A 1,977-nucleotide genomic window follows, 5' to 3' on the forward strand; every position below is an offset into this window, starting at 1 on the left:
GCCGGAACCGCGCCGCCGTCCGGTCGGTGATCCCCTGCGCCTCCAGCCCGGCCGCGATCTCCAGGGCGTCGACGGCCTGCTCACACAGGTCACGGTGCCGGTGCAGCAATGCCTTGACGGGATCACCGACCGGACGGCGGCGCGGTTCCGGCACCGGGACGTCTTCTCGCTGGCCGAGGAGTTGTACGCGCGCGTGCCCCGGACCGGGGAGCCCCGTGCGGAGCCGAAGCCGGCCCTGCCCGTACCCCGGATCAGGGCGGCGTGGGCGCTGTCGAGCCTGCTGCCCGGGATCGCCGCGGCGGCCACCACGGCCGGGACGCGGGCCACCCACGGCCAGCCGCGGCTGCTCGTCGCCGCGGCCGGGATCGTCGTCATAGCCCTCGCGACCCGCGCGGCGCTGCGCACCGGCCCCCTGGCCGTACGCAACGGACCCCGCCGTCCCCGCCCCTGGCAGGGCTCCCTCCTCGCATGGACCCTCTGGCTGCTCGGATACGCGCTGTTCGGCGACGGCCTGCTGCACGACGTGCTCACCGGCGGCCCCGACACGCTGCCCGACGGCGCACCCGGCGGCGAATGGCCCACCGCCACCGCGCCCGCGCTCGCCCTCATCCTGGCCCTCGCGCCGGCGGCCTGGTGCGCGCACCTCCTCGCCGCGGGCGCCCGGCGGGGACTCGCCGGCAGCCGGGGCCTCGGAGACTTCACGGCCGCCGCGCGCCCCCTGCTGCTCGGCACCTTCGCCCTGTTCCTCGGCGCGCTCGCCGCGCTCCTCCTGGCGTGCGGAAAGGTCCTCGGCGAACCCGCGGCCCTCCCGCAGGCGCTCACCCTCGGCGCCCTGCTCCTGCTCGCCCGCCTGCTCATCGCGCACCGGCACCGGCGCGCCCCCGCCCTCGTCCTCGGCGCCGCCGCGGTCACCGAGGCGGTGGCCCTCGCGCTGCCGCTCGCCGGGCGGCTGCCCCACTGCCATCTGCTCGCGCTGCCCGTCCGGACCCTCACGGACACCCTGGGCGAGCCCGCCGTACCGGCCCTCGCCTGCGGCACCGCCGCCCTGGCCCTGCTGCTGCACGCCGGCCGCACCCTCACCCGGGCCTCCGCCCACGCGCCCACCGGAGCACCCGAGTGAGCGCCGGCTCGCGCCGCCCCCTGAACCAACAGCACCACCCCGTTGAAGGAGACCTCCAGATGTCCACCTCCCACCAGGGAGCCCCCGCACCCCTCGCCCAGGGAGCCGTCCGATGAGGGTCCTGCTGATCGGCGCCAATGGTTACCTCGGCCGGTTCGTCGCCGAGCGGCTGCTCGCCGACCCCGCCGTACAGCTCACCGCGCTCGGCCGGGGCGACGACGCGGACGTCCGGTTCGACCTCGCCACCGGCAGCCCCGGCGCGCTCACCCGGTTCCTGGGGGCGGTGCACCCCGGGGTCGTCATCAACTGCGCCGGCGCCACCCGCGGCGGGGCCCGGGAGCTGACCCGGCACAACACCGTCGCCGTGGCCACCGTGTGCGAGGCGCTGCGGCGCAGCGGCTGCGGTGCGCGGCTGGTGCAGATCGGCTGCGGCGCGGAGTACGGGCCCAGCCAGCCCGGCTCGTCCACGGCCGAGGACGCGGTACCGCGCCCCGGCGGCCCCTACGGCGTCAGCAAGCTCGCCGCCACCGAACTCGTCCTCGGCTCCGGCCTGGACGCCGTGGTGCTGCGCGTCTTCTCGCCCTGCGGACCCGGCACCCCGGCCGGTTCTCCGCTCGGCCGGCTCGCCGAGGCGATGCGCCGCGCGATGCAGTCGGGCGACGGAGAGCTGAAGCTCGCCGGACTCGGTGTGCAGCGCGACTTCGTGGACGTACGCGATGTCGCCCGCGCCGTGCACGCCGCCTCGCTCTCCGCCGCACAGGGCGTGATCAACATCGGCTCGGGTCGTGCCGTACGGCTGCGGGACGCCGCCGTATCCGGCCACGCGGGCGAGGATACGGCGGCGTCCCGCAGCCGTA

The 1,977-nt window shown here is 77.2% G+C and carries 2 protein-coding genes; both read left to right on the top strand.

The window, feature by feature from the left end:
• Nucleotides 1-94 precede the first annotated feature (94 nt).
• Nucleotides 95-1,120: a hypothetical protein gene (locus CCN72_RS29030; protein ID WP_167408728.1), complete on the top strand. Its 1,026-nt coding sequence runs from the start codon at nt 95-97 to the stop codon at nt 1,118-1,120.
• Nucleotides 1,121-1,232: 112 nt separating this feature from the next.
• Nucleotides 1,233-1,977 (top strand): SDR family oxidoreductase (locus CCN72_RS29035; protein WP_086810902.1); only part of this gene is annotated, 745 nt, incomplete at its 3' end.

Origin of the sequence: Streptomyces murinus (assembly GCF_002154555.1) — a bacterium.
Lineage (GTDB): Bacteria > Actinomycetota > Actinomycetes > Streptomycetales > Streptomycetaceae > Streptomyces > Streptomyces murinus.